At 43.1% G+C, this 13,883-nt stretch carries 16 protein-coding genes and 1 pseudogene; all 17 read right to left on the reverse strand.

From position 1 onward, the window contains the following. Positions 1-188: 188 nt before the first annotated feature. The 17 genes and pseudogenes from COT43_06670 to COT43_06750 all read right to left on the reverse strand — a co-directional run bounded on the left by COT43_06670 (position 189) and on the right by COT43_06750 (position 13,881). The gene (locus COT43_06670) at positions 189-482 is read right to left on the reverse strand and encodes a hypothetical protein (GenBank protein ID PIS28237.1); all 294 of its coding nucleotides are present in this window, start codon (positions 480-482) and stop codon (positions 189-191) included. A gap of 11 nt (positions 483-493) precedes the next feature. After that, positions 494-1,015, reverse strand: coding sequence for a hypothetical protein (locus tag COT43_06675; protein ID PIS28238.1), 522 nt, complete (start codon positions 1,013-1,015; stop codon positions 494-496). Positions 1,016-1,126: 111 nt separating this feature from the next. Beyond that, positions 1,127-1,342, reverse strand: a complete 216-nt coding sequence (locus COT43_06680) for a hypothetical protein (GenBank protein ID PIS28239.1) — start codon at positions 1,340-1,342, stop codon at positions 1,127-1,129. A gap of 42 nt (positions 1,343-1,384) precedes the next feature. Next, the gene (locus tag COT43_06685) at positions 1,385-2,824 is read right to left on the reverse strand and encodes a transcriptional regulator (protein ID PIS28240.1); all 1,440 of its coding nucleotides are present in this window, start codon (positions 2,822-2,824) and stop codon (positions 1,385-1,387) included. Then, positions 2,818-3,033, reverse strand: a pseudogene (locus COT43_06690) (type I restriction endonuclease subunit S). The gene COT43_06685 and the pseudogene COT43_06690 overlap by 7 nt, the downstream one beginning before the upstream one ends. Before the next feature lie 360 nt (positions 3,034-3,393). Next, positions 3,394-3,849: a hypothetical protein gene (locus COT43_06695; GenBank protein PIS28241.1), complete on the reverse strand. Its 456-nt coding sequence runs from the start codon at positions 3,847-3,849 to the stop codon at positions 3,394-3,396. A gap of 38 nt (positions 3,850-3,887) precedes the next feature. Further along, positions 3,888-4,382 carry a universal stress protein gene (locus tag COT43_06700; GenBank protein ID PIS28242.1) on the reverse strand — a complete coding sequence of 165 codons (495 nt, stop codon included), beginning with the start codon at positions 4,380-4,382 and terminating at the stop codon, positions 3,888-3,890. 5 nt (positions 4,383-4,387) lie between these two features. Beyond that, positions 4,388-5,017, reverse strand: coding sequence for a V-type ATP synthase subunit D (locus COT43_06705; protein ID PIS28243.1), 630 nt, complete (start codon positions 5,015-5,017; stop codon positions 4,388-4,390). Then, positions 5,004-6,449, reverse strand: coding sequence for a V-type ATP synthase subunit B (locus COT43_06710; GenBank protein PIS28244.1), 1,446 nt, complete (start codon positions 6,447-6,449; stop codon positions 5,004-5,006). The genes COT43_06705 and COT43_06710 overlap by 14 nt, the downstream gene beginning before the upstream one ends. 39 nt (positions 6,450-6,488) lie before the next feature. After that, a complete protein-coding gene (locus COT43_06715; GenBank protein ID PIS28245.1) occupies positions 6,489-8,255 on the reverse strand; it encodes a V-type ATP synthase subunit A in 1,767 nt (588 codons plus the stop codon). Further along, positions 8,256-8,903: a hypothetical protein gene (locus COT43_06720; GenBank protein PIS28246.1), complete on the reverse strand. Its 648-nt coding sequence runs from the start codon at positions 8,901-8,903 to the stop codon at positions 8,256-8,258. Between the two features lie 9 nt (positions 8,904-8,912). Next, entirely contained in the window at positions 8,913-9,221 is a 309-nt protein-coding gene (locus tag COT43_06725) for a hypothetical protein (protein ID PIS28247.1), read from the reverse strand. Positions 9,222-9,234: 13 nt separating this feature from the next. Further along, positions 9,235-9,564: an ATPase gene (locus COT43_06730; GenBank protein ID PIS28264.1), complete on the reverse strand. Its 330-nt coding sequence runs from the start codon at positions 9,562-9,564 to the stop codon at positions 9,235-9,237. Positions 9,565-9,659: 95 nt separating this feature from the next. Continuing rightward, positions 9,660-11,621, reverse strand: coding sequence for a hypothetical protein (locus tag COT43_06735; GenBank protein PIS28248.1), 1,962 nt, complete (start codon positions 11,619-11,621; stop codon positions 9,660-9,662). Continuing rightward, positions 11,621-12,652, reverse strand: a complete 1,032-nt coding sequence (locus COT43_06740) for a hypothetical protein (GenBank protein PIS28249.1) — start codon at positions 12,650-12,652, stop codon at positions 11,621-11,623. The genes COT43_06735 and COT43_06740 overlap by 1 nt, the downstream gene beginning before the upstream one ends. Beyond that, positions 12,649-12,975: a hypothetical protein gene (locus tag COT43_06745; GenBank protein ID PIS28250.1), complete on the reverse strand. Its 327-nt coding sequence runs from the start codon at positions 12,973-12,975 to the stop codon at positions 12,649-12,651. The genes COT43_06740 and COT43_06745 overlap by 4 nt, the downstream gene beginning before the upstream one ends. Before the next feature lie 336 nt (positions 12,976-13,311). Continuing rightward, complete coding sequence (locus COT43_06750) at positions 13,312-13,881, reverse strand: hypothetical protein (GenBank protein PIS28251.1); 570 nt, start codon at positions 13,879-13,881, stop codon at positions 13,312-13,314. Positions 13,882-13,883: the final 2 nt, after the last annotated feature.

Here is a 13,883-nt window from a genome sequence, read left to right on the forward strand (position 1 = left end):
AGACCGTCTCTTCTTCGAGATGAACTTCCAGCGCCGGCAACCCTTCGGGCGGCTGGTAAATAATGATTTTGTCGTTGGTTTCTATCATTTATTCACCACCATTTTCACAGTAAATGCCGTCGTCGCGCAGGACATTGCAGTAATTCCAGAGTTTCGATACTAATGAAGAAGCGTCGGTCATAGTATTCTCAATTGTTTTTATCAAATAATTTAACCACATGAATTTGACCAATTGTTGCATCTTTTGCAACAGTTGGATAATCTGAAGATAGTGCAAAATTTGCACATACTGAATCCTTCCAGAGTTCACGTGTCTTAAAGATATTGCTGATATGTTTTATAATCATGCTTCGTTCGATACCGAAGAGGCGGAAAATCTGCTTCTGATTCAACCAGACAATTTCTTCTTTTAATCGCATTTCCAGCACCCGTAAGTCGTCGGGCGGCTGGTAGATGATGACCCGGTCATATTTTTCTATCAACTATTCCCCTATTAGCTTGCTTTAATATTGCCTTCTTTTTTTCTTTTTTTTACGAATTTAATACTTTTGATACCGTAGTCTATAAGTATCATAATAGTTATGGAAAGTAAGAGAAATAGTGCTGTAAGTAGTTCCTCCACTCCGTCAATAGTTCTTTTAGTTTTATCAGCCCAATCTTTCTTCCAATTATTGAATGATGTTTTATCTATAGATTTTTCATTAATGAGTGGTACGATTAGCCCTGAAAATTTGCTACCACTTCTACGTTCGCAAAGGTCTTCTACAGCCCTTGTAAATGCAAGTAACTCTCCTTTATGAATATTATCTATTTCAGCAGGATGACGTTTTGATACGCCAAAAAAATTCTCACCGAAAAAACCATCATTATACAAGATAGCAGCAATTGTAAAATCACCTTGTCTCATATATAAAACCTTTGCATGATGTGAATCACTAGGGTAGCGGGTTTTTGATTTTCTAACTTGTCGATTGAATAGTGTCATTTCGTCGAAGTTCAATTCCCTATATGTCATGTTTACTCCTAAATCACTATGTTTCTCTGTAAATCAAGATAGTTCATACTATTTTGTATTGAAGTACCTTAGACCTTCTTATTCTTACCGGTAAACAAATGGTTTAATAAATTACCTTGAATTTTTCTTCTCCCCCTTGATCCATTCCAGCAACTTCTCGGCCGGCTCCATCTGTTGAATCTTTATAAGCCTGATGTAATTCCTCTTCCTCTTATTTGCTTTCATTCCTCGCTTAATTACATGCCAATTACATGACGATTGATCATAAATAACGCCATATATTGTGTATACCATCTCGCTCTGTCTATATATCGTTGCTCTTTGCATTTAACTAATCATCCCGATTATATACCTGATACATAAAAGATGTCATGCCCAATAAGGAATATATTTTCGTTTATTGGATTTGTTCTCAGGATCCGCAACTTTGATAAATTTTGATTTCAAAGTATCACTTATTATTCTTGAAGCAGTTGGATAATTCTGCTCCTTAATTCCGAATCGTTCGCGCAAAGTGGCATTTGACATGAAATTCCTGGATACCCATCTCAAGCAACAATGCTGGTAGCAAGCTCTTATTTTTGAATTTTTATCCATCTCTCTAAATTCCTTCGATGCAAATAGAGTAACCCGAGTAAATTGTTCTTCAGTGTGAAACTCAGGCGAAGGAAGCTGATAAGTTTCAATTGCAACAATTGCACGGTCGATACCGCTACCTCTTTCTTCACAGATATTCATCCGTCTCATGAGTGATGCCAGAACTTCATTCCGTGATCTCGGAGCATGGTCAATGAAACGATCCGTATCTATTAATGACTTTCCGGGATTAGTAAATTCAATCCGGTTCTTAAAGATTTCGATCATTGGTCCGCTTCCGGTTACTGAAAAGTTCTGATGAATAATTGCGTTAGCAACAAATTCACGGATTGCTACTTTTGGATAGAGAGTCCTGTCAACACGGAGGGCGTCTTTAATAATTTCGTTCGTCGGTAATTGATCGCATATCCAATTTACCAAACCCTCAAAGCCCACGGCATATCCTATCTTGCCGGGTTGTTCTTTAAAAGCGTTAAGACGGGAATCATCCTTATAAAATATTACTCGGACACATTTCCGATTAAGTGACCCAAAATAGGATATATTCTTAGCGAACAATATCGCACCAAGGTTTGTGATATTAAAACCGTCGCCGGATTTAAAAATGATTTTTTCTTCTATCAAATTTTCTAAAATACCATTTCGGTTATCGGGCAAGGGCAATTTCAGCAATTCAAATAATCCCGGATAATCTATCTTTGACAGTACTTCATCCGATGATTGATTCTCAAGCGCAATACCGGATTCAAAAGAAGAGAGTTTTTTCTTACTCCAAATCTTGCGCTCTTTTTCCGGATAGTTCGCAAGTAGTTGCTTTGTTTCACCTACTCGGATATATGCAGTCCTGCTGAAATTGACGGGTGTATTAATAGTTGCATCAACTCTAAACAACACTACTGATTTTCCGTCATAATCATAATCGAAAATGCGAAAATCAACACGGGGAGACAGCAATCTTGCTAACCATGGTTCTAAGTCTTCATTACCTTTGCCTTTTGCATGTCTGGGCTTGAATGTAGTCCCAATCATTTCACGTGTTTTATCATCAATACCAAATACCAGATAACCAAATTCTTTATCATGTAAACAAGCGCCATTACTGAGCGCTGAGAGGTATTCTCCAATTATCTGAGGTTCGGCATTATCGACTTTAAACTCAATCCATTCAAGTTCTCCACAACCACGTAATTCATCAATTAATTGCCTTAACATTTTTTCTTCTCCGCTCTTATTCTCTCCAGCAACTTCTCTACCGGCTCATCGTTCGGGTCTTGCTGTACCAGTTTTCCCTCGAACGCCCGCTTCTGGATGCTCTGCCGCAGGCGCTCGGCCTGCTTAAGAGAAGTCTCGACTGTCTTCTCCATCTCATCCGCAACCGACAAGCGCCACTCAACTTCGAAGATTATTTGTTGTTGTTCAGGGGAAAATTGCAAATTTGTAGTCGAACCGACATCACTCATAGAAAACCTGATCTTATAACTCTTTTAAACATGCCATTTATCGTACATTTAAAAATGCAATCCCAAAGTAATGAAAAATGTCATCAGAGCCAACGAATTTATTTGTGGGACGAATAAGAAATGGAATCTGCCCGCCGCCGGCGGCTCACTCAGGCGCCCGACCATCCGACCGCGTTTGCTTTCCCCGAAGGAACATACCTGAAGGGACTCGTCTGTCGGACAGAATGAAATAACAACCGACGATGTTGGATATCTCCGGAATATCTATATTAAAAAAATTCGAAAGGGATTTTCTGGTTTGTTCAAAACCATTGATGGACTTTAACCCTCCATCGCGCGAACGATTTCCAGAGCGGATTCGGCAGAGTCGACGGAAACCATCTTCGATCGAAATTCCGATGATAGATTCATACGGGCGATTAACGCCAGAACCTGTACGTTGACGCTGGTTTCATTTTCAGCGGCAAGCAACAAAAAAAACAGATGAGAAGGCTTGCCATCGGCGGACTGAAAGTCAATGCCTGTTTTAGAAATTCCAAGCGCAAGAGCGACACCATTGACGGCATTTGTGCGAGCGTGAGGAATCGCCAGACCACTTTCCAACCCCGTGCTTCCAAGGTCTTCGCGATCCAGCAACGCTTTGAGCGCTTTTTTCCGGTCTTTCACCTTGCCAGTTTTTACAGCGAGGTCAAGTAATTCTTCGATAATTCCTTCTTTATCGGAGTGTTTTAAAGACAAGACGATTGTTTCCGTGCTTAAAAGATTCGAGATTTGCATATATTAATCCTTCTCCCAACAACATCCATAAACTATTTTCATATTATTGAATTATAAACCTGTTCGACGAATGGCGCATTTTTTACGACAAGCACCGAACAGGGGGCTTTTCGAAAAATGATTCCCGCTTCATCATGAAAAGCGTCCGAACTGGTAAGAATAGGTTCCAGTTCACCCATAACAAACAAATTGGCTTCCCATTCTTTGATTTTCTGAACGGCAAGTACATGAACAGCGCCTTTTAAAAGTTCGGTCTCGATACTGACCCCTTTCCGTTCGCCCAGATCCTTGACATGTTTCAGATAACGCCTGCCGTCTTCTTCCAAATCGCGCTCGTAATCCATTTCTTCAACTTTCACAAAAATGCGCGCCTTTGACAATTGCTTGAGCAGATTTGTGTTGACGATGTAAATCGCCTTGATCTGCGCGTGGGTTATTTTAGAAAGCACAATGGCATATTTCGCCGCCAAGACACACCCTTCCGATCCATCCAGGTAAACAAGAATTCTATTGATGGGTACTATCGGAAGCATCTGCGTTATCCTTTCTGTTTTTCCAGTCGTTCTTTGACTAATTTCAGCGTTGCGAATGTTCCTCTTTCACTTTCTTCCAAAGAATCCTCAATGAATTTAATGGAATTTTGATAATCTGGGATAACAATTTTTTCGAGCGCATTCGTTCGACGAACGGTTTTACGAACTTCTTGGGCGAGTCTCAACAAAGAGACACGCAATTCAGCCAACTTTGCCATATCCGATAAAATCTTTTTAAAACGTTGTATCGCTTCATCGATCCAGAATGAAGTTGCTCCAGGGCTATAATAAGGCGACTCATCGATGAATTCCACATCGACTTTTGGGATGGCAACGCCCATGACTTTTAGTATATGGATATCAATATCAGATTGAATTCGAATCGCACTCGCCAGTGATTTTACTTCATTCTTTCCCATCGTCAGCACAGCTTTTTGAAGGGCGTCAAACGCGCGTCTAAATTCCTGCTCCATTTTATTGTGAGCTTCGATTGTATCGTCAACTAACGCCATCAATTCGACAACCAAAACCTGCCGTTTTTGTTCAAGCAGATCGTAACCTTCCTGCGAAAATGTCAAATCGCGTTTCAATCGCAGAAGATTACTTTTGGTCGGAACGATCTTAGTTGTCGGCATAAGGATTGGTCATTCGTTTTGATTTATTGTTCGAGCTATGATAATATTTGTCCGCTTCATCGTCGCTGACTCTATGAAGTTCCTCGCGTGGAAGAATAGAAAGTATTTTCCAACCAATGTCCAAAGTATCTTCTATTGACCTCTCTTCATCCTCTTTTTGAGAGAGAAATTGAGATTCGAATGCCTCACCGAATTTAAGATAAGTGTTATCCAATGGCGTCAATTCTTCCTCGCCGATAACCGAAGCGAGAGATCGGACGTCTTTCACCTTTGCGTAGGCGGCGAATAATTGACTGGCAAGATGCGCATGGTCTTCGCGCGTCATCCCGGGTCCAATGCCGTCTTTCATCAATCGGGAAAGCGACGGAAGCACCGAAATGGGCGGATAAATTCCTTTCTGAAATAAGTCGCGTTCCAAGACGATTTGCCCTTCCGTGATATAACCAGTCAGATCGGGAATCGGATGCGAAATATCATCATTCGGCATTGAAAGAATCGGAACCTGTGTGATCGAGCCGGTTGCGTTTTCGACGATTCCAGCGCGTTCGTACAAACTCGAAAGATCCGAGTACAAGTAGCCCGGATAACTTTTTCGGGATGGAATTTCACCTCGGGCAATCGAAATCTCTCTCAGCGCTTCACAGTAATTCGTAATGTCCGTCAGAATAACGAGAACATGCATATTTTCCTTGAAAGCAAGATACTCCGCCATTGTCAATGCGGTGCGCGGCGTTATCAACCGTTCAACCGACGGCGCATCGGCTAATGACAGAAACAGAACAACATTTTCCAGGACGCCGGTCTCTTTGAAATTATCAATAAAATAACGCGCAACGTCATGTTTGACTCCCATCGCCGCAAAGACGATAGCAAAAGAAACATCCTCGCCGACAATCTTCGCCTGACGAACAATCTGCGCGGTGACGCGGTTATGAGAAATTCCCGGGCCGGAAAAGATTGGCAGTTTCTGTCCTCTGACCAAAGTCATCATTCCATCAATCGCCGAGATTCCTGTCTGAATAAATTTTGTCGGATAAGTTCTTGCAGTTGGATTGATTGGCGCACCATTTACGTCCCAACGTTCCTCAGCGATCGGTTCCGGAGAACCGTCAATCGGTCTTCCGAGTCCGTCGAAGACTCTGCCGAGCATTTCTTTTGAAACAGGAAGTCGGAGTGGTTCACCTTTGAATCGAACTGTCGTTTCAGCAAGCGTCAGCCCAGATGTCCCTTCAAACACCTGAATCACAGCGGCGTGGTCGTTGGCTTCGAGTACCTGACCGATGCGTTTTTCGCCATGATCAGTCTTGATCTCGACTAACTCGTTGTAGCCGACATTGTGAATATTTTCGACGAAGACCAGTGGTCCAACCACCTGCTGAATACCCTGATATTCACGGAACTTGGTTAAGTCTTCTGTTTGTTTATTGTTCATTCAAATATTTCCCTTATTGAAATCATAGGCACTCCGGAATTAAAAACTCAGTTTCCCGAGTCCGCTCATTTCATCTTTCATATTTTCGAGAAGTTCGTCCAACTTTTCCGTTTCTTCATTTGTAATGTTAAATTTCATCTTCGCAATATCAGCGGCCGCTTTCGTACGTCTGATTTTAATGAGAGTCGAACCTTTTTTGATCGCCTCCACGCCAAGTTCGTAATAAGTCACTATGATTCTCAGCATTTTCGCCTGTTTTTGAACCGTCGAGTACATATCGATCTTGTCGTAAGCTGACTGCTGAAGGAAGACGTTTTTAAACAGGTTACAGACTTCGAGAATAATTCTCTGAGAATCCGGAAGCACATCCGCACCAACCAATTTGACAACCTGCTGAAGTTTGGCTTCGCGCTGAAGCAGATCAAGGATTTTTTTACGCAATTCCGCCCAGTCCTTATCGGCATTTTTTTGCCACCACGGTGTGATGTCTTCGACATATTCTGAATAAGAGTCCACCCATGAAATTGCCGGATAATGGCGTGAATTCGCGAGGTCTCTGTCCAAAGCCCAGAAAGTGCGAACAAACCGTTTCGTATGTTGTGTCACAGGCTCAGAAAAGTCGCCACCAGGAGGCGAGATCGCGCCGACGATTGTCACAGAACCGATCTGATCATTCAACGCTTCGACTAAACCGGCGCGTTCATAAAATTCGGCAAGTCTCGTTGGCAAATATGCCGGAAATCCTTCCTCTGCCGGCATTTCTTCCATGCGTCCGGAAAGTTCGCGCAAGGCTTCCGCCCATCGCGAAGTCGAATCCGCCATGATCGCCACATGATACCCCATATCGCGATAATATTCTGCAATCGTGATTCCAGTGTAAATCGACGCTTCACGCGCCGCAACCGGCATATTAGAAGTATTCGCAATAAGAACGGTACGTTCCATTAACGGTCTCTCGGTATGCGGATCGATCAATTTGGGAAATTCATTCAAAACATCGGTCATTTCGTTGCCGCGCTCACCGCAACCGATATAAACGACAATATCGGCGTCTGACCACTTCGCTATTTGGTGTTCAACCATCGTTTTGCCGGTTCCAAATCCGCCCGGAATGGCGACGGTTCCCCCTTTGGCAACGGGAAACAAAGTATCGATTACGCGTTGACCGGTAATCATCGGCAGATCAGATGGAAGCCGATTTTTCACAGGTCGGCCTTGTCTTACCGGCCATCTCTGAAATAATTGCAATGACTTTTCGCCGTCACTCGTTTGAATCCGGCAAATATCTGCATCGACGGTGTATTCACCTTCGGGAGCGATTTGAACAATCTTGCCGGAAATCGTAGGCGGAACGAGAATACGATGCTCAATCCGCTCGGTTTCTTGAACCTTGCCGATCGTCTGACCGCCGACAATGTCAACACCCGCTTCAACGGTCGGAACGAACTTCCATTTTTTCTGGCGATTCAGTGAGGGAACCCGTACTCCTTTATGAATATACTGATCAGACAGTTTTTTGATTTCGCTCAATGGACGCTGAACGCCATCGAAAATTGAACCAATCAGCCCAGGACCTAACTCTAAGGAAAGTGGCATTCCTGAACCATAAACCGATGCGCCCGGCGTCAATTCCGTCGTATCCTCATAAACCTGAATCGTAATCTGATCACCTTTTAACCTGACAATTTCGCCGATGAGCCGGTCTTCACCCACTTCGACCAATTCAAGCATCTGAGCGTGCGTTACGTCTTTTGCGTGAATCACCGGACCCAGCACCCGGTTGACTTTACCAATAACTTCGAACACTCATTTCTCCTTTAAATCGGTTTCCACAAATTCTTTCATGACCGTCCACTGAAGTTCGTCGAAAACGCGTTGTAACCGCACGGACAGACGATTGTCAAATCGCACCCTTCCGTCTTCGGTTGTTAAAATGACACCCGAATCGGCTAATGAATCTGAAGTAACAATCAACCGAACTTTCTTCTCGTTTGTTCTTAAACTTTCATCGACGATGGATTCCAGAAAATCGACCGTCAACAATTTCCGTTCCAGATCGCCTGCGAGAATTTGAACAATGTCAGACCCGAGTCCGAGGATTCCATCAAGTATCAATTTTTTAAAAAAATTCGCATACTCTTCGCCGTGACGAAATTCTTCTAATCGGTCTGCCACCTGTTGAAGAATCTCGGAAAGAAGCACATTCTGATTCTTTAACGCCAGTTTCTTGACCTCCAAATGCACGCCGGATAAAATCCGCTTTCGTATAGCAGACGACTGCTGTTCTGCTTTTCTAATGATCTCCGAACGAATTCTGTCAGCCTCGATTTTCGCTTTATTGCGGACATCTTCGGTTTCTTTAGCAGATTGAGCAAGAATTGCATCAACTTCTTCCTGCGATTCCTGCCGGATATCCCGAATCATCATGGCGAGAGATGATTGCTCGTCTGTCATAATTCTCCTTTAAACATGAACGCCTACTGCATTTCGGATGACGTCGCGAATAGTGCTTCTTTCTTCCTGAACACCGTACCGATCTGGAATTTCGACAATCAACGGAACCGGCATCTTGTAAAAATACCGATCAACATCCGCCCGGATTCCGTCAGCAATCCGCTCGGTTATCAAAATCACGCCGACGCTCGATTTTTGAACGGCGTTTTCAAGACTCTGACGCGCCTGTTCGGATGTGTGAACGATCTCGCCGTCGATTCCGACCAGATGAAATCCCAAGACCGTTTCTTCATCACCAATCACGAAAAATTTCAAAATATCTCCGGTAGAATTATATTTTCCCGAGAATCATGATGGCGATGATCAAACCGTAAATCGCGATACCTTCCGCCAAACCGACGAAAATCAATGCGCGTCCGGCTAATTCCGGCCGCTCGCCGATCGCACCCATCGCCGCCGCGCCGACATATCCAACGGCCAAACCTCCAGCCAATGAGCCAATTCCGACAGCAAACGCCGCCGTGATGAATCCCCATTTGGTTGAAATGTCAGATTTCTCAGGCGCAACATTCTGAACATTTTCGGAAACCGGTTGAACGGCTTCTTTTGTCTGAGCTATTGCGTTTAAAACCAATAAAGACGTAGCCGAAATCGCGATCATTCCCAGCACGATGCTGAAGGCGATGACTTTCTTTGCAAGTTTCGATTTACCCATTCTTTTATTTCCTCCTTAACAAAATATTTTTATGTGTTGGTTTATTTGAATTCAAATTCCTTCCGAATCGGAATATATTCAGAATTTGTCAATCGGAAAAAGCGTCCAAAAAATTCATAAAATTCCAATCTAACGGCTTGAATCGTCACAACGAGGCCTTCCAATCCGATGATCAGAATATTGCCGAAAATCTGAATTAACGCGCTTGCCGTTACGCTACTTACTGAATCCGAAAGTGAAAACACCGCCATAAACAAGCCGACGTGCGCGAGTCCGAACGCCGCGACACGGATGTACGAAACGGTATTCGCCAGAAAGCCCAGTCCGATGTCCAGCATTTCGACAATACCACCCATCACGCTTATCGCAACTCCTTCCGGGAAGATTTTTTTCCCTTTGAGCAGGTGAACGATCGGCTCCTGCATGAACAACAAAATACCGGACGCAGTCATCAAAATCGGAATCAGCACGGGTATCGCGTTACTCGTTTCGGACTGGAGCGCACGTGTTACCAGAACAATGCCGCACCAGTAAAGCAAACCGCTGAGCAAGCCCGCTTTATTGAAAATACAACCCAAAATATCGTGTGAAATAATCCCGTTGATAATGTTGATGATAATCGAAAAAGTGATCATCCCGATACCGAAATAGATGACGACTTTGAAAAGTGTTCCAATCGACTCGATCGGTTTCAGCCAGATCGCCGGCAAAACGGTTTCCAATCCAAAGATACTGCCAAATAAAAATCCAAAACCGATGCTCGCAACTCCGGCATACAACACGAGTAATCCGGCTTGCTTGATGAATTCTTTCTTCCCTGTAAACGCCATCAGTCCGCCCAGCAAAGCTAAAATTAATCCGTGTCCGACGTCGCCGAACATCATCCCAAACATCAGAAGAAAACTGATACCCAGAAACGGCGTCGGATCGATGGTTTTGTAAACCGGAAGGCCATAAGCAGTTGTTAAAAGTTCGAAAGGTTTAAAAAATCCTGGATTGTTCAATTTTACGGGTACATCGATTTTACCGTCTTTGACTGACCCAACCTTCTCTGCCGGCGTTTCGGTGATGACGCAATGGTTGTGCGTCGCCTTTTTAATGTCAGATTTGAACGATTTGCGTTCGTTGTACGGCAACCAACCGGCGAGCAGATACGTTTTGTCGGTTTTTCTAAAATAGTCAACGATTTTTTCAGTCAGTTTTTCGTGTCGGACGCGATAAAGCGCGGCTCTCAGAAAATCCTGATGACTTTCGGCGATTCTTCGAAGATGCAACTCGATCTCTGTCACCTGTTTCGTGGCGCTTTCAATCTCCTCGTCAATATGTTCGAGCAAATCTTCCCTAAAGGCAACGGTCTCCGATTCCGCTTGCAACACCTGAAAACCCACTTCTTTTAAAGCGACTTTAAGAGAATCGGAATCACGCTTGAGAACGATCGACAGAATCGACGTCATGCCTTTGACTGTTCCGAGAGGAATCAAGACATGAAGCGTCGTTTGAAGTTTTTCTTCCAACAATTTAAAATTTCGTTCCGGAATCTGCCCTGCTTCAAATGTAAGATATGAATATCGTCCCTGGCTTTTCAGCGCAAGGCTGAGTTTAGGAAAGTTTCCCGTCCGCGTTTTGATTTCGCGCAATCCCTGCAGTTTCTTTAGAGCCGTCTCATAAGTTTTATTAATCTCCTGAAATTCTCTCTCGATCTCCTCGATTTTGCGGTCGAGATCGCTCCAATTGCCTTCAATTGGAGTTACGCCGACCAGCTGATCGGACAATCCCAGAAATTTTACCAGCGATTCGATTTTTTCGCGACGTTGTCGGACTTCTAAAGAAATTTCCTTACCATTAGACTGTCCAAGTTCTCCCGCCCATTCGTCTATATCCGCGGCATCCGCAATCTGTATCGAGCCGTTCTGAATGACGCATTCAGCGACTTTTTCAACATCCCAACCGGAAAACAAAACACTGATCTGAATCATTCTCTCAGGAGTAAACATCCCTATCATCACCTCACCAAAAGCGATTCGGTTTCTTCCGGACTCAATTTGTAAGACTTCGCATTAAATATGGCTTTCAGGTTTCGCATTTCATATTTAGCGAGATAATAATATCCAACCGTCGATCCAATGGAAAGCGGAAAGGAAAGAAACGCGCGATTGGCTTCGACGAAAAGCGCCTGATCGAGAATTTTTTCCAATGCGGAAAGCGACTGGATTTCTTCCAATTCGGTCGTTACTGGTAAAGTCACGCCAGGAAGAATGCGACTCAATCCTTCGCCGATAGACCCAGTAGAAGTGATTTTTCGCATCTGATTTTTCGTCAAATGATAACCATGGGGAATTAACATCGACTCAAGTTCTGCCTGCTGGAGATGATAATATTTTTTTGCCCGCGCGATCCATCCCAGATTTTTAAGATCGATTTCTATCCCAACAATTCGCCGTACGATTTCCCGATCTGTCTTTGACATTTTCTCGGCCAGTTTCCATAATTCTAGATATAAAAACTTATCAATCGCAATTTCAAGATCGAACAATCTGGTTTTTGTGACCAGCGGCGTTAAAGCGCTTTTCAACGGTTCATAAAAAATCGTATCCTTCAGGATTTCAATAAATTGCTCCAAATCGAGAGCCTTCAATAAATCCGAATGTGGGAAATCAATCGTAATCTTTTCGGAGTAGAACGAGTCTGGTAGGGAAGTCTTGCTTTGCCATGACCGAAGAATATCTTTGAGTTTCTCGCCGTCGTAATTAAGAACGAGCGCGGCTAAAAATATTTGCACAGAGTTCCGGCTGATTTTCATGAGTTTCAGGAATTGCCTAATCTCCTCGAAGTAAAGTTCTTTTTCGACGGATTCGATAGTTTGATTTTCTATTCGCCCCGTCATTTCCTTATATCGGGTTCGCGAAAGAATTAGAATCGATTCGTACAAATCTTTCGCTTCGCACAGATTCGAATAATCGGCTTCGGAAAGCAATGAAGCGCGTTTGGTTCTAACCTTTGCGTTGATAAAAGCGTATGACTGAACAGAGTTCATTTGATCTGAATAACCTCGTCAACGACCGCTCTATAAAGTTTATCCGCCGCATTCGCGACCCGTGATTTCATCCGGTTAAATGCTTGATTGGATTCCTCTTCCATCTTGGCCAATTTTAATGTTTTCTCTTCCTCTGCGGATTTTTCGGCGCGGCGAATAATTTCTTCCGATCCCGAAAGAGCGTTTTGACGGGTCAACTCGATTAGACGTCGGGCTTCATCCTTCGATTTTTTCAGATCAATGTTCGCCTTTTGCTGAACAGAAACGATCTGCTCGCGCGCTTTTTTCTCTTCTTCAAGTATTTCCTCAACGACCTCTTTCACATTTACCTCGTCTAAAACAAACCGCTCCTTCCGCGACTTCAGGGTACGAAAGGAAAAATTTGCATGTCCTATTCTTCTAACATCTATTTGTAATAGATCGGTCGGATCGAACACAGGCTACAATTCTGATCGAGACCGAATCTATATTCCATTCTTTTAAAAACCCGAAAACCTCCTCGGTTTTTATCGGGAAACAAATTTACTTTCAAAAAACAATCAACTATACCATCAAACGCTAGCAATTTACGTCTGTTCTCGACAAAGTGCGTAATAATTCAAAGAAAAATTCTACTCCAAAATTTTGTAGCGGATTTTAAAAATAAACAGAAGATGAATTTAGATCTGAACACCGATTCCCATACTGCCGGTAAATGAAAAACCATAAGAGTCTCGTGACTTTGTTTCATCGCCATAATAGCTTTTCCGATTCAATCGATAATAGTTTTCACCGACATCGACAAATAGAATCAGGTTAAATAAATTGGGAAAATCATACGTGTGAAGTTCTGTCCCGAATCCCACACCTAAAGCATATTCAGTGCGCACTTTTTTATCAATATTGGAGTATTCGTCCTGATATTGGTTAAAATATTTCTTGCCGCCAATGAGCCCATACAGCCGAATCGATTTGTTTTGTAAAATATTACGCTCCACCTGAAATCCAAAATCGTACTGAATTCTATCAGGTACATTAGATGTCACATCTCCTGTTTTTTCAGAATCAAAATAAAAATACCCGGCGGCTTTGAACGACCAGTTTTTGTTCATGTACAACTTATAGGTTAGCCCCGACCCGGAAAAGCCTGAAATCGATACGCCAAGTAAATGGGAAAGCGAATCGACCTTGCATGGTTCACCCGCAAATGCCAGTGAAGTCACTACCAGAAAACAAAGAATTATCTTCATCA

Source organism: Candidatus Marinimicrobia bacterium CG08_land_8_20_14_0_20_45_22 (genome assembly GCA_002774355.1).
Classification (GTDB): domain Bacteria; phylum Fidelibacterota; class UBA2242; order UBA2242; family UBA2242; genus 0-14-0-20-45-22.

Bases quoted from the DNA above. Each gene is read 5' to 3' on its own strand.
- COT43_06675 (PIS28238.1), bottom strand. From the start codon at position 1,015: ATGACATATAGGGAATTGAACTTCGACGAAATGACACTATTCAATCGA.
- COT43_06680 (PIS28239.1), bottom strand. From the start codon at position 1,342: ATGCAAAGAGCAACGATATATAGACAGAGCGAGATGGTATACACAATA.
- COT43_06685 (PIS28240.1), bottom strand. From the start codon at position 2,824: ATGTTAAGGCAATTAATTGATGAATTACGTGGTTGTGGAGAACTTGAA.
- COT43_06695 (PIS28241.1), bottom strand. From the start codon at position 3,849: ATGCAAATCTCGAATCTTTTAAGCACGGAAACAATCGTCTTGTCTTTA.
- COT43_06700 (PIS28242.1), bottom strand. From the start codon at position 4,382: ATGCTTCCGATAGTACCCATCAATAGAATTCTTGTTTACCTGGATGGA.
- COT43_06705 (PIS28243.1), bottom strand. From the start codon at position 5,017: ATGCCGACAACTAAGATCGTTCCGACCAAAAGTAATCTTCTGCGATTG.
- COT43_06710 (PIS28244.1), bottom strand. From the start codon at position 6,449: ATGAACAATAAACAAACAGAAGACTTAACCAAGTTCCGTGAATATCAG.
- COT43_06720 (PIS28246.1), bottom strand. From the start codon at position 8,903: ATGACAGACGAGCAATCATCTCTCGCCATGATGATTCGGGATATCCGG.
- COT43_06730 (PIS28264.1), bottom strand. From the start codon at position 9,564: ATGATCGCGATTTCGGCTACGTCTTTATTGGTTTTAAACGCAATAGCT.
- COT43_06735 (PIS28248.1), bottom strand. From the start codon at position 11,621: ATGATAGGGATGTTTACTCCTGAGAGAATGATTCAGATCAGTGTTTTG.
- COT43_06740 (PIS28249.1), bottom strand. From the start codon at position 12,652: ATGAACTCTGTTCAGTCATACGCTTTTATCAACGCAAAGGTTAGAACC.
- COT43_06750 (PIS28251.1), bottom strand. From the start codon at position 13,881: ATGAAGATAATTCTTTGTTTTCTGGTAGTGACTTCACTGGCATTTGCG.